We start from the raw sequence: 22,381 nt of genomic DNA on the forward strand, positions 1-22,381 counted from the left end.
AGCCGTCGGGCCGCGCCGCCCCATTCTTGCCTCGGCGGGCGCTACCCGCAATCCCTGTGGTGGCGGAAGTTGGCGGGATGCCGACTCAACTCGTCAACAGCCGCAGCAGATTCTTGTAATCCTCGCGGATGTCCGCGCTCTCTTCCTTCAGGGCCACGACCTTGCGGCAGGCGTGCAATACGGTGGTGTGATCGCGTCCACCAAAGGCGTCGCCGATTTCCGGCAGGCTATGATTGGTCAGCTCCTTGGCCAGCGCCATGGCGACCTGACGCGGACGCGCCACCGAGCGTGACCGGCGCTTGGAGAGCAGATCGGCGAGCTTGATCTTGTAGTATTCCGCCACTGTGCGCTGGATGTTCTCGATGCCGACCTGCTTGTCCTGCAGCGCCAGCAGATCCTTGAGCGACTCGCGGATGAAATCCTGGGTGATCGGTTTGCCCATGAAGTGGGAGTCGGCGATCACCTTCTTGAGCGCCCCTTCCAGCTCGCGCACGTTGGACCGGATCTTCTGAGCGATGAAGAAAGCCGCATCATGGGGCAGATCGACCTCGGCCTGATCCGCCTTCTTCATCAGGATCGCCACGCGCGTCTCGAGCTCCGGCGGCTCGATCGCCACCGTCAGACCCCAGCCGAAGCGAGATTTCAGCCGCTCCTCGACCCCGCTGATCTCCTTGGGATAGCGATCCGAGGTCAGGATCATCTGCTGGCCGCCTTCCAGCAGGGCATTGAACGTATGGAAGAACTCTTCCTGGGAACGCTCCTTGCCGGCGAAGAACTGGATATCGTCGATCAGCAGGGCATCAACGCTCCGGTAGAAGCGCTTGAAATCATTGATGGCATTGAGCTGCAGCGCCTTGACCATGTCGGCGACGAAGCGCTCGGAGTGCAGATAGACGATCTTGGCGTTGTCGCGCAGCCCTGCCAGATGATTGCCCACCGCATGCATCAGGTGGGTCTTGCCCAGACCCACGCCACCGTAGAGAAACAACGGATTATAGGCACCGCCAGGGTTTTCGGACACCTGGCGCGAGGCGGCGCGGGCCAACTGGTTCGACTTGCCTTCGACGAAGGTTTCGAACGTGAAATTGGGATTGAGCCCGCTGCCATGCTTGAGGCTGCCCTCGACCTGGACCTGACGCTGCCCTCCGCGCCGACCGTTCTCTTCCCGTTCCCGCGAGCGGTCGACCTGTCTTTCCTCGGCCGCCTCGTCAGACCGCGTCGCCGTCTGCACACTGGGAGAGGATGGCCGTTGCGGCGGCCGACTGGGCGCGGAAACGGGGGCACCCAGATCTCGCGGAGAGACCGCGGCTGCCCGGCGACTTCCCACCGTCAGGCGCACCTTGGGCGGTTTGTTGCTGGACGCGACCTCACGCAACAGTTCGTTGATTCGCTTCAGGTACTTGTCGCTGACCCAGTCACGGACAAAACGGTTGGGCGCCAATAGACAGAGTTCGTCCACTTCGCCGTCCTCTGCCTGCAGGGGACGAATCCAGGTATTGAATTGCTGAGAGCTCAACTCATCCTGCAGCGAGTTCAGACATTGTTGCCAGAGAGCGACCGACACACGACCTCACCGAACGTTGAGAAAACGAGAATGGAAAAAACGGGCGCACATTGTAGCGTCGACCTGCCAGGTTATCCACACGAGGGTAAATTCGAGGCAATTGTGGATAAGTTGCCGTCCTTCAGGCCGAAATCTGTGGATTTTCTGGTGATAGCTGCGAATAACCTGTTGCAGGCGCTTGCCTTCATCTTCGAAGGCATCCATCCCGCCCACCGCTAATGCGCAACTTCCCCACAACCTGAATCAACACATAGGCCTTTGTTATAAAGGGGAAAAAACAGCTTATCCACAAACATTATCCCCGTTGTTAACCACATGAGCGACAAGCCCACTTCGGAAACGGTCATCCACGGTACGCCTCCAAGGCCGATCATCGCGGGGTCGCCCAGTTCGGATCCGTTGCGGCACGAGTATCCGACCCGACACGTCAGGGCCCGCGCTTGACCCGTAACAGGGTGTGGATAATTCACGGAAAAATTGCACCGGCACCGCGGATTCACTAGAATTCCCGCTCTTGAGTCGAGTGAGCCCGCTTCCTGCAAACGTGTCGGGCACCCCGCTTCAACCCGTTTTCTTTAGAAATCAACTAATTGGGAATTAGCAGCTATGAAACGCACCTTCCAGCCCAGCGTTCTGAAGCGTAAGCGCGTCCACGGTTTTCGCGCCCGTATGGCCACCAAGAACGGCCGTCAGGTCATTGCTCGTCGCCGCGCCAAAGGCCGCAAGCGTCTCAGCGCCTGATCGGACGCCGAGTGTCCGATCAGCGTTTTCCCCGGCAGTTGCGTCTGCTGAATGCCGGGGACTACAAGCACGTTTTCGACCACGCTCCTTACAAGGTCCATGGTAAAGGATTGCTGGCGTTGGCTCGTCCCAACGCGTTGGGCCATCCGCGGATCGGGTTGATCTTCAGCAAGAAGAACGTGCGTCGTGCCGTCGACCGCAACCGTCTCAAACGCCTCGTGCGCGAATCCATCCGCCATCAGCAGCATCGTTTACCGGCCGTGGATATCGTGATACTCGCTCGGCGAGGGGTACACGAGTTGGACAACGCCAGCGTCTCTCGCCAGCTCAATGGCATGTGGAAGCGCCTGGAAAAGTCCGCTCGTCAGACGCGACAAGACGCTTCGTCATCCTGATCGGACTCCCCCGCGCCGAAAGCCGGGGCGTACCGGCGAATTTTGCCGGTCGACTGCCGATGCCCGGCGCCCACTGACCCATTCCCTTACCGGGCAGACCTCTATATGGATTTGAAACGACTCCTTTTCGTGATTCCGCTGGCCGTGCTGGCCTATCTGCTGATCATGCAGTGGAATCAAGACTATGGTCAGAACGTCGTGAACAACCCGGCGCCGGAGATGGCAGCGTCATCGGGTAACAGCGACAATGGTGAAGGCAGCGCCCTGTCCGCACCGACGGACAGCAACGGCAATGCCAAGCCGATCCAGGATGACATGCCCGCCGGCGCCGATCCGGCCCGAGGCAGCAACCTGATTCAGGTCCAGAGCGACGTGCTGGATCTGCGCATCAATCCCAACGGCGGCGATATCGTCTATGCCGCGCTGTTCGGCCATGATCAGGCGCTCGATTCCAATACGCCTTTCGTTCTGCTCAGCGACAACAACGTGCGCAGCTACGTGGCCAAGTCCGGGCTGCAGATCGAGGGGCATTCGGGTCGCATCCCGTTCACCGCCGATCAGAACAGCTACCAGCTCAGTGAAGGTCAGGACTCGATCAACGTCGATCTGCACGGTAGCGTCAACGGTGTCGACATCATCAAGCGCTTCGTCATCAATCGCGACGATTACGCCATCAAGGTCGAATATCTGATCGACAACGAAAGCCAGCAACCGGTCACCGCACGCTTCATCGGCCAGTTGGCGCGTGATCAGAGCGAAGACCCCACCAACGGCTCCGGCGTCGGTATGCATTCCTTCCTGGGTGCGGCGTTCTCCTCTCCGGACGAGAATTACAGCAAGGTCGACTTCGAAGACATTCGCAGTGGCAACTTCCAGAACCGTGACGTGAAAGGCGGCTGGGTCGCGATGATCCAGCACTACTTCACCTCTGCCTGGGTTCCGGACGCCGACCAGCAGAACCTCTACTACGGCAGCGTCGACAATCGCGATCGCACGGTCGCCGCCTTCGCCGGCCCCAACCAGACCATCGAGCCCGGCCAGCAGGCGACACTCGCCGCGACGCTGTTCGTAGGCCCGAAGGTGCAGGATCGCCTCGAAGCCGTGGCGCCTCATCTGGAGCTGACCGTCGACTTCGGCTGGCTGTGGTTCCTGGCCAATCCGCTGTTCTGGCTGCTCGAGAAGATCCATGGCCTGATCGGCAACTGGGGCTGGTCCATCGTCCTGCTGACCGTCTGCGTCAAGATCGTGCTGTTCCCGCTCGCCGCCAAGGCCTACAAGTCGATGGCGCGGATGCGCAAGATGGGCCCGGAGATGCAGCGGCTCAAGGAGCAGTACGGCGACGATCGCCAGAAGATGTCGCAGGAAATGATGAAGTTCTACCAGAAGGAGAAGATCAATCCTCTGGGCGGCTGCCTGCCGATGGTCATTCAGATGCCGGTGTTCATCGCGCTCTACTGGATGCTGATGGAGTCGGTCGAGCTGCGCCATGCGCCGTTCATGCTGTGGATCAACGATCTCTCGGCCAAGGATCCGTACTTCATCCTGCCGATCATCATGGGCGGCACCATGCTGCTTCAGCAATTCCTCAACCCGACCCCGCCGGACCCGATGCAGGCGAAGATCATGAAGATGCTGCCGATCGTCTTCACCTTCTTCTTCCTGTGGTTCCCGGCTGGCCTGGTGATCTACTGGATCGTGAACAACAGCATCTCGATCCTTCAGCAGTGGTTCATCACCAACAAGGTGCTGAAGGAAGACGCCGGCGGCGGCAAGGCCGTGAAAGCCAAAGGCTGACGCTGACGTTCGTCGCACTTCCAGACCCCCGCCCCGGCGGGGGTCTGGCGTTTTGATACCTGCCCCCGGACAATACTCGGCCAGGCTTGCCGAACGGCAATGGCCACCCTCGATCCCCCGACCGGAGACTGCCATGAACATGCCGCTCTACCGACAGGACACCATTGCCGCCCTGGCCACGCCGCCCGGACGCGGCGGCGTCGGTATCGTCCGCGTCTCGGGACCGTCGGCCAAAGCCTTGGCGGAGACCATTCTCGGGCATCAGCCGACGCCTCGCTACGCGCACTACGGTCCGTTTCATGGCGACGCCAGCGTCATCGACGAAGGCATCGCGCTCTACTTTCCCGGCCCCAACTCCTTCACCGGCGAGGACGTGCTGGAACTTCAGGGTCACGGCGGCCCGGTGCTGATGGACATGCTGCTGGAACGCTGCGTGCAACTGGGCGCGCGGCTGGCGCGGCCTGGCGAATTTTCCGAGCGCGCCTTCCTCAACGACAAGCTCGATCTGGCCCAGGCCGAGGCGATCGCCGATCTGATCGATGCCAGCTCCCGCGCCGCGGCGGAAAATGCCCTGCGCTCGTTGCAGGGCGAATTCTCGCAGCGCGTTTCACAACTGGTCAGCGAGCTGATCGAACTCCGTCTTTACGTCGAGGCGGCGATCGACTTCCCCGAGGAAGAGATCGATTTCCTCGCCGACGGTGTGGTTGCCGCCAAGCTGGCGACATTGAGGCAGACGCTGGAGACCGTCCGCGCCGCCGCCAATCAGGGCTCGCTGATGCGCGAGGGCATGAGCGTGGTCATCGCCGGTCGTCCCAATGCCGGCAAGTCCAGCCTGCTCAACCGCCTGACCGAACGCGACAGCGCCATCGTCACCGAGATCGAAGGCACTACCCGCGACGTGCTGCGCGAGCATATCCATCTCGACGGCATGCCGCTGCATGTGATCGATACCGCCGGGCTGCGCGACACGCCGGATGCAGTGGAAAAGATCGGCGTTCAGCGCGCCTGGGCGGAAATCGAGAAAGCGGATCGGGTGCTGCTGCTGGTCGACGGTCGCGAGACGGCGTCGCTCGATCCCGTTGAGATCTGGCCAGAATTCGTCGAACGCTTGCCCGATCCCGGCCGGCTGACGCTGGTGCGCAACAAGATCGACCAGAGCGGCGAAGGCAGCGACTTTGATTTGTCCACAACGCCTCCGGTCATCCGGATATCGGCGGAAACCGGTGCGGGTGTGGATAACCTGAAAACGCATCTCAAGGCGGTGATGGGCTTCGATGCCACCACCGAAGGCCGCTTCTCCGCCCGCCGCCGTCATCTCGATGCGCTGGAGCGCGCCGCCCGGGCGCTGACCAACGGTACCGCGCAGCTCGAAGGCGCCGCCGCCGGCGAACTGCTGGCCGAGGACCTGCGCGACGCCCAGCAGTCCCTCAACGAGATCACCGGCGAATTCACCGCCGACGACCTACTCGGCGAAATCTTCGGCAGCTTCTGCATCGGGAAATAAAGCCGCAGGTTGGTCGACTCCAGCCCGGAGCAGGCGGGAGCCGGCCGATCCGCCTGCCCGGGCATCGCCCCATCACCCGGGCCCAACGTGAGTCCACCACCTTTCTGACAACGAGCGCCGGTCACGTCAGGCGCCAGATACCTTGTGACTATACTGTCGATATCGAACAGCCTGGCCCAGGAGACAGAATGGCGCAGTCGGATCATGATCGCGAAGCGATCCTTCACGGTGAATACAAGGTACCGGGCGGTAAATTGCTGGTGGCGGACGTCACCGTCCGCGATGGGCGGCTGGCCTCGGTGCAGTTGTCCGGCGACTTCTTCCTCGAGCCCGATGAGGCGCTGGAGGCGATCGATGGTGCCCTCGAGGGCGCGGCAATTGATGCCGATGCCAATACCCTGATCGCCAGAATTCAATCCGCGCTTCCGCCACAGACCGAAATGGTCGGGCTGTCCGTGCCGGCCATCGCTACCGTGATCCGTCGTGCCCTCTCGCGAACCTCGGATTGGCGGGATCACCGGTTCGGCCTGATTCACCGCGAGCCGGAATCACCGCTCCTTCACATGGCCCTGGACGAAGTGCTGACGCGCGAAGTGGCGGCGGGACGCCGCGGCCCGACACTGCGCGTGTGGGAGTGGGATCGCGCCGCGATCATCATCGGCGTGTTCCAGTCGCTGGCCAACGAAGTCGATCTCGATGCCGCGCGCGACGCCGGTATCGAGGTCGTTCGCCGTATCAGCGGCGGCGGCGCCATGTTCGTCGAGCCCGGCAATACGATCACCTGGTCGCTGATCGTGCCGGAAACGCTGGTCCAGGGGCTCACCTTCGTCGAAAGCTACGCCTTTCTCGACGATTGGGTCATTCAGGCGCTGGGCGACATGGGTATCAATGCCTGGTACGTGCCGATCAACGACATCACCTCGCCGGGCGGCAAGATCGCCGGCGCCGCCCAGAAGCGAATCAACGGCGCGGTGCTGCACCACGTCACCATGGCCTACGATATCGACGCCGACAAGCTCACCCGGGTGCTGCGGATTGGCCGCGAAAAGCTTTCCGACAAAGGCACCACCAGCGCCGGCAAGCGGGTCGATCCGCTCAAGCGCCAGACCGGTCTCGAGCGAGAGGAGATCATTCAGCGCATGATCGACTCGTTCGCCGCCCGTTTCACACTGATGTCGGAATCGCTCACGCAAGACGAGCTGGATGCGGCACACACCTTGGCGAAGGACAAGTTCGGCAGCGAGGCGTGGACACGTCGCGTGCCTTGATTCGTCGCGGTCAGCACGGCGTCAGGCTGCTAAGCTGAATCGGGTCAGCTAGAGCGCACCATCCAGGTGCACGCCATCCAATAATATGGGTCATGGTTATAATCTTAATTCGATAATATCGTATTATAATAAATGCGATTTCCCCGAACACCCCCGTCCCTGGCACGCTTACTGCATGGAATGACTCGGGCAACCGCAAGGAGAAAGCCATGTGGTCGTTGTTACGACCCATCCGCGCGTTGCTGGGGAGCGTAGCGTTACTGCTGCTCGGCAACGGTCTGATCAATACCCTGTTGACACTGCGTGGCGCCGACGAAGGCTTTTCGACCAGCCTGATCGGCATCATCATGTCTGGTTACTTCATCGGCTTCATTGGCGGTACCTGGATCAGCGGCCGGCTGATCAAACGCATGGGCCACATCCGTACCTTCGCATTCTGTGCCGGGCTCTGTGCCTCGGCTGCGCTGCTTCACCTGATATTCATCAATCCCTGGGTGTGGCTGGGTCTCCGAGTGATCTATGGCCTTTCCTTCATCACCTTGATGACGGTGATCGAAAGCTGGCTCAACAGCCAGGCTGCCAGCCATCAGCGTGGCCGAGTGTTTGCCATCTACATGGTGGTCAACCTGGGCGCGCTGGCCATCGCCCAGCAGATCCTGCGCCTGGATAGTCCCGATGGCTTCCTGCTGTTCGCGCTCGCGTCGATCCTGATCAGTTGGGCGCTGTTGCCGATTACGATCACCAAGCGCAGCCAGCCCGTCATCCCCGCCCGACCCAAGAGCAGTCTCAAGGCACTGCTGGGGTTCGCCCCGCTGGCCGTTGCTGCCTCGGCGATGTCAGGGCTTGCCATGGGCGCGTTCTGGACGCTGACGCCGGTCTACGCCCGCAGTGTCGGGTTCGATGTCGCCGGTGTCGGCGTGGTGATGAGCTGCGCCATCGTCGGTGGCGCCCTGCTGCAGATCCCCATCGGCCGGTTCTCCGATACTCACGATCGTCCCCGCGTCATGACCTATGTCGTGATGCTCGCCGCGATCGCTGCCGCTGCCATGCCGTTCGCGCCCAATCAAATAACGCTGCTCGGGCTATATTTCATCTGGGGCGGCTTGTCGTTCTCGATCTATCCGATTGCCGTCGCCCAGTTGATCGATCAGTTGCATCCCGACGAAATCGTGGCCGGCTCAGCTGATATGCTGGTCGTTCAGGGTGCCGGTAGCGCCGTCGCTCCGATCCTGGCCGGGGTGATCATGCACAACGTCGGCGACCAGGGGTTACCGCTCTACATCGCCACGATCATGGTTCTTCTCGCAGGCTACGCCATTTATCGTCGCCGCCGTGTTTCGGTTCTGGTCAGCGGCGATACGGCCCACTTCGAACCGATGACACCGACCAGTAGCCAGGCCCTGGAAATGATGTACGACGACATTCAGAAGGATCTGTTCGCCGACCCCAGCTTCTACGAAGAGCACGAACGCCAGCGAATCGTCGAGATGGCCGGCAAGGCCTGATCCTGAATCCAGGGGTCTGTTGCCGTTTCATGCACGGTCGCGCCGGAACGGCGACAGACCCTATGCCAAGTCATTCGACGAACGCACGAACCGCTCGCGCAGGGAAAATCGCCCCGGCACCGAAGGCCGGGCAGGAGGAAAACATGCTACTTGCAACCGATCTCGACGGCACCTTTCTCGGCGGTGACGCCGAAGCCCGCCTGAGTCTCTATCAGACCATCGCCGCGCACCCGGACATCAAGCTGGCCTATATCAGTGGCCGCAGCCTGGAGGCGATTCTGCCGCTGTTGTCCGACCCCACGCTACCGCAACCGGACTATATCGTCGCCGACGTGGGCGCCAGCCTCTACTTCGGTGACAGCCTGCAGCCGATCCAGCCACTGCAGAACGAAATCGAAACCCGCTGGCCGGGCGAATCACGTGTCGCCAGCGCCATGCAACGCTTCCCGGACGTGGTGCGCCAGGACGAGCCACAGCTGCGTCGCTGCTCCTATTACTGCCCACCCGAGCGCGCCAGGGACGAAGCGCTGGCCGGGCTGGCAGCGGAACTGGGCTGCGAGATGCTCTACTCGGCCGGGCGCTATCTGGATTTCCTGCCCAAAGGCGTCAACAAGGGCAGCAGTCTGCAGAAACTGGTCGAATGGCTGGAAATCGACGGCGAGGATGTACTGGTCGCCGGCGATACCATGAACGATCTCGCCATGCTCACCGCCGGCTTCAAGTCGGTCTGCGTCGGCGGGTCGGAACCGCCCCTGCTCGAGCAGACACAGAATCAGACCCGCGTCATGCACGCCGAAAAAGCGGGCTGTGCCGGCATCATCGAAGCGTTCGCCCACTTCGGTTTCCTCGGGGCTCACGGCATGGCGGCGGAGAATCGTCGCGACGAGACGCAGACCGGCAAAGCCGAACTAGTGATGGTCTATCACCGGCTGCCTTACGAAGAGTACCGGGTCGATGGCAAGATCCAGCGCCGTCGCCCGACTTCCCCCAACGGCATCATCCCGACGCTGCTGAGCTTCTTCGCCAATCAGCGGGGCTCGTGGATCGCCTGGTCGATCCACGAGGAGGACGATGCCGAGGATTTCGTGACCCACACCAGTGTCGACGCCAAACAGTACCCACTGCTGACCGCCGCCCGCGTGCCGCTGACCAAGGTCCAGGTCGATACCTTCTACAAGCGCTTCTCCAAGGAGGCGTTCTGGCCGACGTTGCACACGTTCTGGGAACGCGCGCATTTCCGCGAGGATGACTGGGAAGTCTATTGCGAGGTCAACCGCGCCTTCGCCGAACGCACTGCAGAAGAGGCCGCCGAGGGCGCGCTGATCTGGATTCACGACTACAACCTGTGGATGGTGCCGGCCTATCTGCGCGAGATGCGTCCCGACCTGCGCATCGCCTTCTTCCATCACACCTACTTTCCTTCGGCGGATGTCTTCAACGTGCTGCCGTGGCGCCGCGAGATCATCGGCAGCCTGCTGCAGTGCGACTATGTCGCCTTCCATATCCCGCGCCAGGTCGAGAACTTCGTCGATGTCGCCCGCGGTGTCGTGCCGCTGAGCACGCTGTCCCGACAGAGCTGCGCGCCGCGGTTTCTGACCTACGGCTGCGCCGTCGGCCTCGAGACCATGACCACGGCCGTAGATACCGGCTCCCGCGTCGTCCGCCTGGGCGCGCATCCGGTCGGGCTGGATATCGATCGGATCAAGAATGCATTGAATCAGGAAGGCGCCAGCTCGCGCATGGCCGAGCTGCGAGAAGAGTTCAGCAAGGTCAAGCTGATCCTGTCGGTGGAACGACTCGATTACACCAAGGGCATCCTCGAGAAACTCCAGGCCTACGAGCTTCTGCTCGACGAGAACCCCGAACTACGCGGCAAGGTGACGCTGGTCAGCATCTGCGTGCCTGCCGCCCGGGAAATGACCATCTACAACGAGCTGCAGACCCAGATCGAGCAGACCATCGGTCATATCAACGGCCGCTTCGCCGACGTCGGCTGGACCCCGGTGCAGTTCTATTTCCGCGGCTTCCCCTTCGATGAGGTGGTCGCCTGGTACGCCATGGCCGACGTGATGTGGATCACCCCGTTGCGTGACGGCCTCAACCTGGTGGCCAAGGAGTTCGCGGCGACCCAGGGGCTGACCCAGGGCTGTGGCGTGCTGGTGCTGTCGGAATTCGCCGGCGCAGCCGCCGAGCTGAAAGGCGCCATTCTGACCAACCCGCACGATCTCCACGATCTGGCCCGGACCTGTTATCTGGGCCTCAACCTGCCTCGCGCGGAGGCGGAGGCGCGGCTACGTCAGTTGAACGATATCGTCAGCTACAACGATATCCGCCGCTGGGGCAACGAATTCATCGCTGCCATCAAGGGCGAAGAGCCGGCGGGCACCGAAAGTCCGGTCAACCCCACGACTACCGGCCTGGCCTGACGCACCGCGAGCCGCGAAAAAACGGTGATTGCCACTTGCTGCCAATGCAAGTGGCGCCCGTAGCCCGTAGCCCGTAGCTAGGAAGTCTCGGCCGTCCACCACTCGCCATGATGTCTGGCGCCATCGGCAAGCATCGGGGCCAGCGTGGAAAAGGCGCCATCGAGCTCCCGATCCAGCTGCCACGGCGGATTGAGCATCAGCAGGCCGCTGCCATACATGCCGCGGTCGGCGATCGGTTCCCGGATCTGCAGTTCGCTACGCCACAGCTTGGGAATGCCAGCCTCTCGCAGCGTTGCCAGCATCGTCTGGTGGCGCCCCGCCGGCAATAGCGGATACCACACCAGCACCACCGCATGACGTACCTTGCGTACCACCTGACGCAACGTCTCGGCGACCTCGTCATACTCCGCCTTGCGTTCGTAGCTCGGGTCGATCAGTACGCACAGCCGCGGCGTGGAGACCGGCAATCCTTTCACCAGCCCCTTGAGGCCATCCGCCTGCCGCCGCTGCACGGCGCTGTCGGTCGCCAAGGCCTGATCGGCCAGGTGCTGGTGTTCACCCGGATGCAGTTCGAACAGCGTCAGCCGATCCTGCGGACGTAGCGCCGAACCCAGCCACCAGGGCGAGCCGGGGTATCGGCTCAGCTCGGCACCTGGCTGCAACGTCGCCAGCGCCGCCAGCCATTCACCCACCGGCGAACCGGCAGGAATACCGCGACGACGCTGCCATAGCCGTTCGACGCCCTGGCGATATTCGCCCAGTTTCTGCGTCTCCGGCGCGGCCAGCGGATAGAGCCCCCGGCCGGCATGGGTATCGACGAAGCTGATGGCGGAAGACTTTTTCATCATGGCCTGGACGAGTTGCCGCAAGCCAAGGTGCTTATGGACGTCGGCGAAATTGCCGGCATGATAGGCGTGCTGGTAGGCAAGCATGGGGATCCATCCATCAAAAAGGGCGTGGCTGTTGGCCACGCCCGGATTCGAGACCGATCATCGGCCGTCTCGGGACGGCCTTGGGTCTCAGGACTGCTGTGTCGGCGTCAGCGTGATCTCGACGCGACGATTCTGGGCACGGCCCGCCTCGGTGTCGTTGCTGGCGACCGGGTTCGACTCGCCGTAGCCGACAGCGTTGATGCGCCCGCCATCGACGCCACCCTGTTCGAGATAGGTCGCCACCGACTGCGCACGCCGTTCGGACAGCGTCTGGTTGTAGCTGTCGGAGCCGGTGCTGTCGGTATAGCCTGCCACGTTGATGCGCGTTTCCGGATAGGAGCGCAGCACCGCATTGACGTCGTTGAGCGCCTGGCGTGCTGCCGTCTTCAGATCGCTGGCGTCGACGTCGAAAGTCACGCTGCTCGGCATGTTGAGGATCAGATCGTTGCCGTTACGCTCGACGCCGATGTCCGTACCGTCGAGGCGATTGCGCAGCTCTTTCTCCTGGGAATCCATGTAGGCGCCGACTCCGCCGCCGATCGCCGCACCGGCCGCCGCACCGATCAAGGCGCGATCCCGGGTGCTGCTGCCGCCGTCGCCGGTCAATGCGCCCGCGACCGCCCCGGCGACCGCCCCAATGCCGGCACCGCTCCAGGTCTTGGTGTTGCCGCTGCTCTGCTGCTGGCCATCGGTACCGGTGGAAGCACAGCCGGTCACACCAACCGCCACGGCGAGCGGAATGGACAACCAGAACGTTTTTTTCATCATCTTCATGCTTGAGGAACTCCTTGCTGGCAAATCATCACGTCTTACCTGTCGCCAGAAAACGTGACGACGAATCCATCACTGCTCGGCCCTCGTTCGAGGATCGACGCCGTTGGTCGAATGCGCTTCATCGAACAGCGCGAGCAGGTCGTTCAAGAATAACAGGCCTTGCGGGGTCGCTTGCAGACGCGACGGCGTCTCCATCAACAGTCCTTTCTGTCGCGCCGGCTCCAGGCGAGGCGTCAGTTCAGACAATGCCCGACCGGTATGGTTTACCCAATCCTCGGCGCTCACGCCTTCGGTCAGGCGCAAGGCGTTCATCAGAAACTCGAGCGGCAGTGCCTGGTCGTCCACTTCCTGACCACCGGCCACGAAGCCGCGCGGGTCGTCGAGACGGCGCAGGTAGGCGTCGGGCTGGCGCGTTTTCCAGCGACGTTCGATACACCACTTCCCTGCCGAGTCGACCCGGGAAAGTTTGCCGTGCGCACCGGCGCCGATACCGAGATAGTCACCGAAACGCCAGTAATTGAGATTGTGGCGCGCCTGCCGCCCGGGCCGGGCGTAGGCGGAAATCTCGTAGCGGGAGAAACCGGCTGCCTCGATCCGTTCGTGACCGGCGTCCTGGATATCCCACAGCCGCTCTTCATCGGGCAGCGCCGGCGGATGGGAGAAGAATTCGGTATTGGGCTCCAGCGTCAGCTGATACCACGACAGGTGGGTGGGCTCGAGCGCCAGCGCCGTCTCGATATCCTGCAGCGCCGTCTCCAGCGTCTGCCCCGGCAGGCCGTGCATCAGGTCCAGATTGACGTTGTCGAACCCGGCATTCCGAGCGCTGCGCATTGCCCGCACCGCCTCGTCACCATTGTGAATGCGACCCAATGCTTCGAGCTGTGCGGCGGCGAAACTCTGCACGCCGATGGATAACCGATTGATTCCCGCCCGGCGGTAGCCCTCGAAGCGGCCCTGCTCCACCGTGCCGGGGTTGGCTTCCAGGGTGATTTCGATATCCGAAGCGAAGGCCAGCCGCGCGCGCAGGCCATCGAAAAGGCGCTGGTAGGCCGCCGGAGAGAGCAGGCTTGGCGTCCCGCCGCCAATGAAGATACTGACGATCTCGCGGCCTTGAACCGCCGGCAGGTCGTGATCGAGATCCGCCAGCAGCGCTTCGACGTAACGGGACTCCGGCAGCGCCGCGCCGTGACCCACGCCATGCGAATTGAAATCGCAGTACGGACACTTGCGCACGCACCAGGGCACGTGGATGTAGAGCGCCAGCGGCGGCAAAGCCATCATTCCGAAACCTGTCCCGATTCCTTGAGCTGCGTGATCAGCGACTGCAGCGCACGTCCCCGGTGACTCAAGCGGTTCTTCTCCTCGGCGCTGAGTTCGGCGACGCTCATGCCACATTCGGGTATCCAGAAAAGCGGATCGTAGCCGAAGCCGCCATTACCCCGCGGATACGCCAGGATGTCGCCTTTCCAGTCGCACTGGACGATCAGCGGCACGGGATCGTCGGCATGCCGCAGATAGACCAGCACACACCAGTAACGCGCCGTGCGTTCCCCTTCGGGGACATCCTTGAGTGCCGCTAGCAGCTTGGCATTGTTGGCCGCATCCTTGGATTCGCCGTTGTTCGCTTCCCCGGCATAGCGGGCCGAGTAGATGCCCGGTGCCCCTGCCAGTGCGTCGACTGCCAGCCCGGAATCGTCGGCCAACGCCGGCAACCCGCTGGCACGGGCGGCGGCTCGCGCCTTGAGGATGGCATTCTCGACGAATGTCAGTCCGGTCTCTTCCACATCGGTCACGCCGAAATCCGACTGCGGTTGGACACGCAGACCGAGCGGGCCTAGTAGCTGCTGGAATTCAGCCAGTTTTCCACGGTTGCCACTGGCTACGACCAGGTTATCAATCTGCACGCTCATGGGCTCCTGTCAGAGTCTCCTGCCAAAACGGTCATTTTACGGGGCACGACGATCAGAGCATAGCAACCCCGCGACATTGACCATGAAGTTCCCACTACCGCCAGTGATGAGAAAACTCGAAAAATTGCCTGCTGGTCATTCCCGTTCTGTAGAAAGAAAAGCGTGCTTTTTCTGGGAATGGAAACGATGTTTTTTAAATCAGGCTTGTAAAGTTGCCTATAAACCCATGATTTTCAGAGTAATTGTCAAGCACTTACAAACCCCTTAATTGTTCTTGGTGTGTCACGCTTTGAAAACTTAGATGCCCTACATTTACAACGCATGGGTTTTATTAACACTATTGGGCTCCAACAATCGCGGAAAGCAGTCGATTACCTAGCCAGGAACCACAACGAAAAGTGTACAAGACTAATTAAAATCCTTCGAAGGGATCAGACCATGAACACCGAAAACACCGATATCGTACTTGTTACGGATTGTAACTCTCAGTCTGTACTATTTCTGGACTATATCTACCAGAAAACCGGGTGCCGCGTCTCTGCACTCAGCCCCCAGGAGCGCTTTCCGGTGGCCGAAGGGCGCCACGTCCTCGTCCTGCTGGATGGAGATCACGTTCAGGAAAAGGACTTACTGGCCTGGAATACCAGAGCCGAAGAAAATAACGCGATCATTCTGTCAGCCTTCAATGTTCGCGATAACAAGCAGGTCATGGAACTGTTGATCGGTATCCACCTGCGTGGCGTGTTCTACCGGCAGGACAATCTCGAGCTTATTTGTAAAGGTATTGTCAAACTATTGGAAGGCGAGCTATGGATTTCTCGGCCGCTCTCCGCGATGTTGATAGACTTTTACCGTCGCCAGCAGGTCAATACCTATCGACCGGTATGTGGCCTGACGCGACGTGAGCTGGAGATCGTTACCCTGCTAGTGTCGGGTGCCAGCAATACGGAAATCGCAGAAAAGCTGTTCGTGAGCGAGCACACGGTCAAGTCGCATCTCTACAACTTGTTCCGCAAGATCAATGTTCACAACCGCATCCAGGCCACCAACTGGGCGCGACAGAATCTGGGTACGATTCCGGTCATGGCTTCACGCTACGCCAACGGACGCCGCTGAAAGCAAGTAGCAATACCCCGATTTCAATCCACAGGGAGACCGGTAAGGTCTCCCTGTGGATTTTTCAGTTCAGCCGCATGCGTTCCTGGATCAGCGAAGCCAGTGTCAGATTGGCGTCCGGTGCCGTCGTGTCGAGATGCACGAGATGGGTCGTCTCGTCGCTGGCAAACGGCTCGAAGCGTTCCAGTTGCTGTTCAAGAATCGCAAGGCTGCTTTCCGAAGGTTCTCCGCTACGTCTGGCACGCTTGACGATGCGGGCCCGCAGTGTCGCCCGGTCCGCTTCGAAACTGACGATCAAGACGGGAAGCCCGCGCTTTTCGGCCTCGAACCGAAGCCGCTTGCGCTGTTCCTGCAACAGGCAGGTGGCATCGATACACGCCGGCAAACCGGCTTCGAGTACCGTGCCCGTCAATTCGGCGAGACGCCGATAGGTCTGGTCGGTGGCCTGCTCGCTGTAGACTGCATCAGCGTCGTCGGGCGCCGCCGTGAAGTCGAATAGACGCTTGCGCTCGACATCGGACCGGATCCGTACCCCGCCCAGACGCCTCACGATCTCCTCGGTGAACCGGCTCTTGCCGCTGCCGGAGACACCGACCGCCAGGATCAGGTAAGGGAAGCGGAACTCGCTGTATTCCTGAGCCATGGACAGATAACGACGGAAGACCTCGATGGGCTCGCCCCCGGGCAGGTCATCGATCATGCCGGCGTCGTGATCCCTGACCAGTTCGATCCGTGCCCGCAACAGCGCCCGGTAGCGCTTGTAGAAGTTGAGCAGGCGGACCGCCTGATAATCCCCGGACAGCTCGAGATACCGATTGAGCGCATAGTGCGCGAACTCGTGCTCGCCGCGGGCTTCCAGATCCATGATCAGAAAGGCGAGTTCGCAGGCGACGTCGCACCAGCGCAGGCGATCGTTGAACTCGATGCCATTGAACAGGATCGCCTTGCCCTCGAAGCGCACCGCGTTGCCCAGGTGAATGTCACCGTGGCTCTCGCGAATGAAGCCGCCTTTCCAGCGTGACTCGAGTATGGGTTCGAGCCGCGAAAAACTCTCCAGCGTTAGTGTCCTGACCCTGGCCAGTTGCTCCCGGTCCTGCGGCGATTCCAGGAGCGGCTCGATCGTCTCGAACTCGTTGACCAGCATGTCGCGAATGCTCGAAGGCGAGCCCAGCGGGTTATCGCCGGACACGCTGGGCGCCGACTCATGCAGCGCCACGAGCTGGTCGATCAGATCGTCGATCAGCTCCGCCGAGAGTTCACCGCTGGCCTGCAGCGAACTCAGCAGATGGCGACTGCTGAACTGGCGCATCTTGACCGCGTACTCGATCGGCGCGCTGTCGTCGTTGACCCGCGGCGACGTCTCGGACCCCGAGATCGCGACACAGCCGATATAGAGCGCAGGCGCCACGCGACGGTTCAGCGCGACTTCCTGCTCACAGAGGCGACGTCGCTTCTCCAAGGTCGAGAAATCGAGAAAACTGCCGTAGTCCAGCGATTTCTTGATCTTGTAGGCGTAGTCGCCCGTCGATACCACCCAGGAGATGGGGGTTTCGAACACTTCGACGGCGCCGATCGGATGATCGAAACAATCACTCTCCTTGAGCGCCTGTATCAGCGTTCGGCTCATGCGTCGTCTCCCTTGTCAGTCGCGTTCGTGTCTCATGGCTGACGCATGGCGGCGAACGCCCGCTCGCTGGCCAATAAGGTCGTCTGAATATCGTCGTGGGTATGCGCGCTCGACATGAATCCGGCTTCGAACGCGGAAGGAGCCAGATAGACGCCGGATTCCAGCATGTGCGAAAAGAAATCGCGAAATGCCTGGGCGTCGCAAGCCATGGTCTGGCCGAAGTTGTCGACCCGCTGCTGCGCCGTGAAGAATAGCCCGAACATGCCCCCGGCGCGCTGCGTGACCAGATCGATACCGGCATCGCGGGCACGCGCCTCGAGACCTTCGCACAAGGTTTCCACGCGGGTGGAAAGCGCCTCGTGGAAGCCGGGCTGACGTACCTTGCCGAGCAGGGTGATACCGGCCGCCATCGCCAGCGGGTTGCCCGACAGCGTGCCGGCCTGATACACCGGCCCCAGCGGGGAAATCTGCTCCATGATGTCGCGCTTGCCGCCGAAGGCACCCACCGGCATGCCGCCGCCGACGATCTTGCCCAGACAGGTCAGATCCGGCGTGATGCCGTAATGGGCCTGAGCGCCGCCCAGCGCCACGCGGAAGCCGGTCATGACCTCGTCGAAGATCAGCACGCTGCCGTGGTTGTCGCATACCTCGCGCAGGGCCTCCAGGAAGCCGGGCTGGGGCGGGATGCAGTTCATGTTGCCGGCCACCGGCTCGACGATGATCCCGGCGATCTGCTCGCCCATGGCTTCGAAGCACTCGTGCACGGCTTCGATGTCGTTGTAGGCCAGCGTGATCGTATGCTCGGCCAACGAGGCCGGCACCCCAGGGGAGCTGGGCTCGCCGTGGGTCAGTGCACCGGAACCCGCCTTCACCAGCAGCGAATCCGAATGGCCGTGATAGTTGCCCTCGAACTTGACGATCTTGTCGCGCCCGGTGTAGCCCCGTGCCAGGCGGATTGCCGACATCGTCGCTTCGGTGCCGGAGTTGACCATTCGCACCATGTCGATGGAGGGAATGATCTCGCAGATCAGATCGGCCATGGTGGTCTCGATCGCCGTCGGCGTCCCGAAGGAAAGGCCGTTGTCCAGGCGTTCGCGAACCGCATTCAGCACCTCCGGATCGGCATGGCCCGTGATCATCGGCCCCCAGGAGCCCACGTAATCGATGTAACGCTTGCCCTCGACGTCGAACAGATAGGCGCCCTGGGCGCGCTCGACGAAGACCGGCGGCTGCGACATGCCCTTGAAGGCACGTACAGGGGAATTGACGCCGCCGGGGATATGCCGGCAGGCGCGTTCGAACAGTTCGGCGGATGTCGTCATGGTGTTCTCTCTAGCAAAGTTCTACCGACATCGATCGATGTCAGGCTTTCCATCGATGACGGAATTCGGTAAGGACGCGTCGGCGATAGTGGCATTGAGTTCACGCACCGCGCGGGCGATATCCGGCGCACCGAAAATAGCATGGACCACCGCCAGCATCTCGGCGCCCGCCGCACGAGCCCGACTTGCGGTACCCGCATCGATACCGCCGATCGCCACTCGCGGCAACCCCAGTGGCGCGACTTCGTCGAGTATCGACAGCGGCGCTGGCACCGCTTCCGGCTTGGTCCGGGAGGCGAAGAAGCGTCCGAATGCCAGGTAGCTGGCGCCGGCATCGGCCGCCTTGCTCGCCAGCGTCGGCGAATCGTGGCAGGTCGCACCGATGATGGCGCGGCCGCCCAGCCGCTGTCTGGCAGCCGCCAGCGAGACATCCTCCTGACCGACGTGCAGGCCGATGACGTCTCCCCAGCGCTGCTGCAGTCGCAATGCCAACTCGAGATCGTCGTTGACGATCAGCGGCACCGCATGGCGTTCGCAGAGTGCCGCCAGCGCGTCGCCCTGCCGCTGGCGCCGATTCGTGTCGGCAGACTTGTCGCGATACTGCAGCAGCACGATACCGGCTTCCAGCGCCGCTTCGCAGCCAGCTAGCAGGGTTCGATCATCCGGCAGCAGATGGCTGTCGGTGATCGCGTAGAGCCCGTTCAGGGCCGATGGATTCGAGCGTGTCGGCATCATCATTCCAGCGTGGCATCGAAGTCGGGTGCGCGCCAGACCCGGTCCGGCAGATACTGGCCCTGGCCCAGCGCCAGACCGTTGTCCAGGGTATCCCAGGTGAACCGCTGAGCCTGGGCACAGGCCGCGGCCAGACCCTCGCCGGCGGCCAGTCGGGTCGCCAGTGCCGAGGCCAGCGTGCATCCCGACCCGTGATAGTCGGCCGGCAGACGGGGCCACTGCCACTGACGATTGAGCTCCGGGGTGTGCAGGGTATGCACCACGTTGCCCGCCGTAGCTTCCCCGTCCAGCGGATCGGTGCCGGTGACCAGGACTGCGGCGCAGCCCAGCGACATCACCTCCACCACCCGCGCCACTTCGTCGGCATCGGCGCTGGCGGAGAGCAGCGTCAGCTCGCGCCGGTTGGGCGTCAAGATATCCACAAGGGGTAGCAGCCGGTGACGCATCGGCTCGAGCAAAGCGGGTGTGGATAACTCGGAACCGCCGCCGCTGCGAATGACGGGATCGACGATCAGCGGCGTGCCGGGGCGCATCCGGGCGATATCGATCACCGCCTCCAGCACCTCGAGATTGGGAATCAGCCCCACCTTGATGGCCGCGATGCGGAAATCGTCGAACAGAGCGCGCGCTGCACGGCGGACGAAATCGCCGCTGCAGGGCTCGACGCTGATCACGTCGCGGGTCGACTGGACGGTCATCGCCGTGGGCACGGTCACCGGCCAGCCGCCGCAACCTCTCACCGCCTCGGCATCCGCAACCAGTCCTGCGCCGCCGCTGGGGTCGTGGCCCGCCAGGATCATCACCACGGGTTTGTCGTCGTAGCGAATCATGATGCCCTCCTCGGGACGTTCGTCAGCGCTTACGTCGATAATAGTTCTCGATCGCCTCGCGAGTAATGATACCGGAAATCTTGCGAATCATCGGCGCCGTGGTGTGCTCCACAGAGAGCGCGTCGAGACCGGATTCGTTGAGCGTGTCGTAGGCTTCGGACAGCGTCGCTTCCAGATGCACCGGCGCCAGCTCGAGCCGTTGGCCGGGCACTTCCTCGAGATCGATCTGCTCATGCTCCGCGAGCCACGCCTCGTCGTGCAGCACCCGCGCCAGATGCGCGGCCTTCATCGCCAGCGGCGGCTTGTCCCTGTCTTCCTGCATGATCACCAGCCAGGTCGGCTTGGAATCGAGCAGCGCCTTGGCTCGGTCGTGGTCGATGACCCGGGGCGTGCGCACCAGATTACGCTCCATCACGGCCGGCACGGCGACCCGTGACAGCGCCTGCATCAACGGCTGCTGCAACGGATGAAGCCCTTGCTGGTTGAGGCTGGATAAAAAGAATCCCTGGCAGCGGCAGAGCTGGCGAGCGGTGAGTACCGCCACTACCACCGCCAGCATGCCGGGCAGCATGATCGCCGAGTTGCGGGTCAGCTCCAGCAGCGCCAGCAGGGCGGCCAGCGGTGCCTGCAGGGCAGCTCCCATCATCGCCGCCATGCCGAGCACGGCATAGAGATCCGGCGTCGTGACCACGCTCGGCAGCAGTGCACCACCAACCATTCCCATTACTGCGCCCACGGCGGCCCCCGAAACCAGCATCGGGCCGATCACGCTCACCGGGACGCCACCGGCTACGCAGATTCCGGTCAGTGCCAGCTTGACCACTGCCAATACCAGCAGCACATCCAGGGCCATTGGCCCGTTGAGCATCTGTTCCAGGCTGTCGTAGCCGATCCCCTGCACCTGTGGATACCACCACGCCACGGCCCCGGTCAGCGAACCGACGATGGCCAGACGCAGGGCAAACGGGATTCGGGCAATCGACGCATGCCCCTGCGCCAGACGCACGAAGCCGCCAGCCAGCACGCCCACGACCAGCGCCGTCAACACGATCCAGGGCAGATCCAGCAGCGAATTGAGCTGCAATGGCGGCACACTGAACGCCGGTTCGGCCCCATAGACCGTCCAGGAGACCAGCGCGCCCATGGTGGCAGCGAGGATCACCGGCATGAAACCGGCAATGGTGTACTCCATCATCACCACTTCCATGGCGAAGATGACACCAGCGATCGGCGTGTTGAACGAGGCGGAAATCCCCGCCGCCGTACCACACGCCACCAGTACGCGAAGACTGTTGTGGGGCAGACGCAGACGCGAGCCGATCCAGCTCGAGGCCGCGGAACCGAGATGGATCGCCGGGCCTTCGCGGCCGGCCGACAGCCCGCCGATGACCGAGATGACGCCGACCCACCACTGATTGATCCAGTTGCGCAGCGGCATCTTGCCCTGATGGTAGGCGAGACGCTCGATGACGTGTCCGATCCCCATCTTCAGCGCGCGATTGGGCTGCGGCCACAGCCATATTCCGATCAGAGCGACGGCAATCAGCGGCAGGCCCGCACGAAATGCCGGCGGCAAGGTTTCGAAGGCTTCCGGATTGTCGCCGGGAATGAAGAACAGCGCGCCGAATTCCAGCAGCAGACGGAACACGACCATGACGGTGCCGGTCAGGATACCGGCGAGAATGCCCAGCAGGCAGAGTTGCGGCATGGCATCGACGCTCGCCAGTTGGCGTCGAAAACGTTCGAGATTGAGGCGTGGGACGAACCGCGGCACGCGTGACAAACCCCTCTCCTTGCCCGATCCGGATCGCTCGTCTTTCGTGCGCGATACCTGTCGAGGCCGACAGCCACGCCGTGCGAGCGGTTAACGGTAATGACATCATACACCGATTCCACCTCGGACAGTGGAGGACGCCGGCGGCGCTCGAACGCGATGGCGCC

Annotated in this window: 18 protein-coding genes; 8 read left to right on the forward strand and 10 right to left on the reverse strand. The window is 62.3% G+C overall.

Annotated elements, in window-relative coordinates; genetic code table 11:
* Window positions 1-85: 85 nt before the first annotated feature.
* Window positions 86-1,564: a chromosomal replication initiator protein DnaA gene (dnaA, locus tag BC443_RS14040; protein WP_071232451.1), complete on the reverse strand. Its 1,479-nt coding sequence runs from the start codon at window positions 1,562-1,564 to the stop codon at window positions 86-88.
* Window positions 1,565-2,170: 606 nt separating this feature from the next.
* Here dnaA and rpmH point away from each other — a divergent pair.
* From rpmH to ggpS, 7 genes are all read left to right on the forward strand, one after another.
* Window positions 2,171-2,305 carry a 50S ribosomal protein L34 gene (gene rpmH, locus BC443_RS14050; RefSeq protein ID WP_019019264.1) on the forward strand — a complete coding sequence of 45 codons (135 nt, stop codon included), beginning with the start codon at window positions 2,171-2,173 and terminating at the stop codon, window positions 2,303-2,305.
* Between the two features lie 11 nt (window positions 2,306-2,316).
* Window positions 2,317-2,700 carry a ribonuclease P protein component gene (gene rnpA / locus BC443_RS14055; RefSeq protein WP_083387420.1) on the forward strand — a complete coding sequence of 128 codons (384 nt, stop codon included), beginning with the start codon at window positions 2,317-2,319 and terminating at the stop codon, window positions 2,698-2,700.
* A 105-nt stretch (window positions 2,701-2,805) separates the two neighbouring features.
* A complete protein-coding gene (yidC, locus tag BC443_RS14060; RefSeq protein ID WP_071232453.1) occupies window positions 2,806-4,494 on the forward strand; it encodes a membrane protein insertase YidC in 1,689 nt (562 codons plus the stop codon).
* 133 nt (window positions 4,495-4,627) lie between these two features.
* Window positions 4,628-5,998: a tRNA uridine-5-carboxymethylaminomethyl(34) synthesis GTPase MnmE gene (mnmE, locus tag BC443_RS14065; protein WP_071232454.1), complete on the forward strand. Its 1,371-nt coding sequence runs from the start codon at window positions 4,628-4,630 to the stop codon at window positions 5,996-5,998.
* A gap of 188 nt (window positions 5,999-6,186) precedes the next feature.
* The gene (locus BC443_RS14070) at window positions 6,187-7,266 is read left to right on the forward strand and encodes a biotin/lipoate A/B protein ligase family protein (RefSeq protein WP_071232455.1); all 1,080 of its coding nucleotides are present in this window, start codon (window positions 6,187-6,189) and stop codon (window positions 7,264-7,266) included.
* Window positions 7,267-7,403: 137 nt separating this feature from the next.
* Window positions 7,404-8,771 carry an MFS transporter gene (locus BC443_RS14075; RefSeq protein ID WP_282097211.1) on the forward strand — a complete coding sequence of 456 codons (1,368 nt, stop codon included), beginning with the start codon at window positions 7,404-7,406 and terminating at the stop codon, window positions 8,769-8,771.
* A 143-nt stretch (window positions 8,772-8,914) separates the two neighbouring features.
* Complete coding sequence (ggpS, locus tag BC443_RS14080; RefSeq protein ID WP_071232457.1) at window positions 8,915-11,197, forward strand: glucosylglycerol-phosphate synthase; 2,283 nt, start codon at window positions 8,915-8,917, stop codon at window positions 11,195-11,197.
* 77 nt (window positions 11,198-11,274) lie between these two features.
* Here ggpS and rlmJ read toward each other — a convergent pair whose 3' ends face one another.
* The 4 genes from rlmJ to rdgB all read right to left on the reverse strand — a co-directional run bounded on the left by rlmJ (window position 11,275) and on the right by rdgB (window position 14,813).
* A complete protein-coding gene (rlmJ, locus tag BC443_RS14085) occupies window positions 11,275-12,129 on the reverse strand; it encodes a 23S rRNA (adenine(2030)-N(6))-methyltransferase RlmJ (protein ID WP_071232458.1) in 855 nt (284 codons plus the stop codon).
* An 87-nt stretch (window positions 12,130-12,216) separates the two neighbouring features.
* Window positions 12,217-12,894 (reverse strand): OmpA family protein, encoded by a 678-nt coding sequence (locus BC443_RS19250; protein ID WP_071232504.1) that lies wholly within the window; start codon window positions 12,892-12,894, stop codon window positions 12,217-12,219.
* A gap of 78 nt (window positions 12,895-12,972) precedes the next feature.
* Window positions 12,973-14,181 (reverse strand): radical SAM family heme chaperone HemW, encoded by a 1,209-nt coding sequence (gene hemW, locus BC443_RS14095; protein WP_071232505.1) that lies wholly within the window; start codon window positions 14,179-14,181, stop codon window positions 12,973-12,975.
* The gene (gene rdgB / locus BC443_RS14100; RefSeq protein WP_071232459.1) at window positions 14,181-14,813 is read right to left on the reverse strand and encodes an RdgB/HAM1 family non-canonical purine NTP pyrophosphatase; all 633 of its coding nucleotides are present in this window, start codon (window positions 14,811-14,813) and stop codon (window positions 14,181-14,183) included. The genes hemW and rdgB overlap by 1 nt, the downstream gene beginning before the upstream one ends.
* A 438-nt stretch (window positions 14,814-15,251) precedes the next feature.
* Here rdgB and BC443_RS14105 point away from each other — a divergent pair, with 438 nt between their 5' ends.
* Window positions 15,252-15,929, forward strand: a complete 678-nt coding sequence (locus BC443_RS14105) for a LuxR C-terminal-related transcriptional regulator (protein ID WP_071232460.1) — start codon at window positions 15,252-15,254, stop codon at window positions 15,927-15,929.
* A gap of 64 nt (window positions 15,930-15,993) precedes the next feature.
* Here the strand turns inward: BC443_RS14105 and BC443_RS14110 are convergent, their stop codons facing one another.
* From BC443_RS14110 to BC443_RS14130, 5 genes are read right to left on the reverse strand one after another with little or no spacing between them, the layout of a single operon-like run.
* The gene (locus BC443_RS14110) at window positions 15,994-17,556 is read right to left on the reverse strand and encodes a bifunctional aminoglycoside phosphotransferase/ATP-binding protein (RefSeq protein WP_071232461.1); all 1,563 of its coding nucleotides are present in this window, start codon (window positions 17,554-17,556) and stop codon (window positions 15,994-15,996) included.
* 32 nt (window positions 17,557-17,588) lie between these two features.
* A complete protein-coding gene (gene hemL, locus BC443_RS14115; protein WP_071232462.1) occupies window positions 17,589-18,878 on the reverse strand; it encodes a glutamate-1-semialdehyde 2,1-aminomutase in 1,290 nt (429 codons plus the stop codon).
* A 21-nt stretch (window positions 18,879-18,899) separates the two neighbouring features.
* A complete protein-coding gene (gene thiE, locus BC443_RS14120; protein ID WP_071232463.1) occupies window positions 18,900-19,610 on the reverse strand; it encodes a thiamine phosphate synthase in 711 nt (236 codons plus the stop codon).
* A 2-nt stretch (window positions 19,611-19,612) separates the two neighbouring features.
* On the reverse strand, window positions 19,613-20,440 hold the full coding sequence (locus tag BC443_RS14125; protein WP_071232464.1) for a hydroxymethylpyrimidine/phosphomethylpyrimidine kinase: 828 nt from the start codon (window positions 20,438-20,440) through the stop codon (window positions 19,613-19,615).
* A gap of 22 nt (window positions 20,441-20,462) precedes the next feature.
* A complete protein-coding gene (locus BC443_RS14130) occupies window positions 20,463-22,214 on the reverse strand; it encodes a chloride channel protein (RefSeq protein ID WP_071232506.1) in 1,752 nt (583 codons plus the stop codon).
* Window positions 22,215-22,381 lie beyond the last annotated feature (167 nt).

Source organism: Salinicola sp. MIT1003 (assembly GCF_001858555.1).
Lineage (GTDB): Bacteria > Pseudomonadota > Gammaproteobacteria > Pseudomonadales > Halomonadaceae > Salinicola > Salinicola salarius.

Bases quoted from the DNA above. Each gene is read 5' to 3' on its own strand.
- rlmJ (WP_071232458.1), bottom strand. From the start codon at position 12,129: ATGCTTGCCTACCAGCACGCCTATCATGCCGGCAATTTCGCCGACGTC.
- ggpS (WP_071232457.1), top strand. From the start codon at position 8,915: ATGCTACTTGCAACCGATCTCGACGGCACCTTTCTCGGCGGTGACGCC.
- BC443_RS14110 (WP_071232461.1), bottom strand. From the start codon at position 17,556: ATGAGCCGAACGCTGATACAGGCGCTCAAGGAGAGTGATTGTTTCGAT.
- BC443_RS14125 (WP_071232464.1), bottom strand. From the start codon at position 20,440: ATGATTCGCTACGACGACAAACCCGTGGTGATGATCCTGGCGGGCCAC.
- mnmE (WP_071232454.1), top strand. From the start codon at position 4,628: ATGAACATGCCGCTCTACCGACAGGACACCATTGCCGCCCTGGCCACG.
- rdgB (WP_071232459.1), bottom strand. From the start codon at position 14,813: ATGAGCGTGCAGATTGATAACCTGGTCGTAGCCAGTGGCAACCGTGGA.
- rpmH (WP_019019264.1), top strand. From the start codon at position 2,171: ATGAAACGCACCTTCCAGCCCAGCGTTCTGAAGCGTAAGCGCGTCCAC.
- BC443_RS19250 (WP_071232504.1), bottom strand. From the start codon at position 12,894: ATGAAAAAAACGTTCTGGTTGTCCATTCCGCTCGCCGTGGCGGTTGGT.
- hemL (WP_071232462.1), bottom strand. From the start codon at position 18,878: ATGACGACATCCGCCGAACTGTTCGAACGCGCCTGCCGGCATATCCCC.
- BC443_RS14070 (WP_071232455.1), top strand. From the start codon at position 6,187: ATGGCGCAGTCGGATCATGATCGCGAAGCGATCCTTCACGGTGAATAC.
- BC443_RS14105 (WP_071232460.1), top strand. From the start codon at position 15,252: ATGAACACCGAAAACACCGATATCGTACTTGTTACGGATTGTAACTCT.
- hemW (WP_071232505.1), bottom strand. From the start codon at position 14,181: ATGGCTTTGCCGCCGCTGGCGCTCTACATCCACGTGCCCTGGTGCGTG.
- yidC (WP_071232453.1), top strand. From the start codon at position 2,806: ATGGATTTGAAACGACTCCTTTTCGTGATTCCGCTGGCCGTGCTGGCC.
- thiE (WP_071232463.1), bottom strand. From the start codon at position 19,610: ATGCCGACACGCTCGAATCCATCGGCCCTGAACGGGCTCTACGCGATC.